This is a genomic window from Streptomyces sp. SID3343, assembly GCF_009865215.1.
Taxonomy (GTDB): domain Bacteria; phylum Actinomycetota; class Actinomycetes; order Streptomycetales; family Streptomycetaceae; genus Embleya.
In genome coordinates this window covers 1-332 of the sequence record NZ_WWJX01000493.1, presented here as the reverse complement: position 1 = coordinate 332, position 332 = coordinate 1, and the positions used below count along the sequence as shown (strand labels likewise).

Below are 332 nucleotides of genomic sequence, written 5' to 3'. Positions count from 1 at the left end.
GAGGCGGTGCGCCGCGCCGAGGAGCAGGAGCGGCTGGCCACCGAGGCCAAGGAGCGCGCCGAGGACGCCAGGGTGCGCGCCCAGGAGGAGGCCGAGCGCCGCGACGAGCAGCGCCGCCGTCTGGAGGAGGAGTCCGCACTGCAGGCCGAGCGGGCCCGTGCCGACGCCGAGGAGGAGCGCGAGGCCGCGTTGGAGCGCCAGCGTCAGGCGGAGGAGGAGGCCGAGCGGCTGCGCGCCGAGGCCGCACGCGACGCCGAACGGATGCGCGGCGAGGAGGCCGCCCGGGTCGCCGAGGAACGTCGGCACGCCGAGGAGCGCCGTCGGGCCGAGGA

The 332-nt window shown here is 78.9% G+C and carries 1 pseudogene; it reads left to right on the top strand.

The features are described 5' to 3' along the window. Positions 1–332, top strand: a pseudogene (locus GT354_RS15510) (dTMP kinase); the annotation flags it as partial.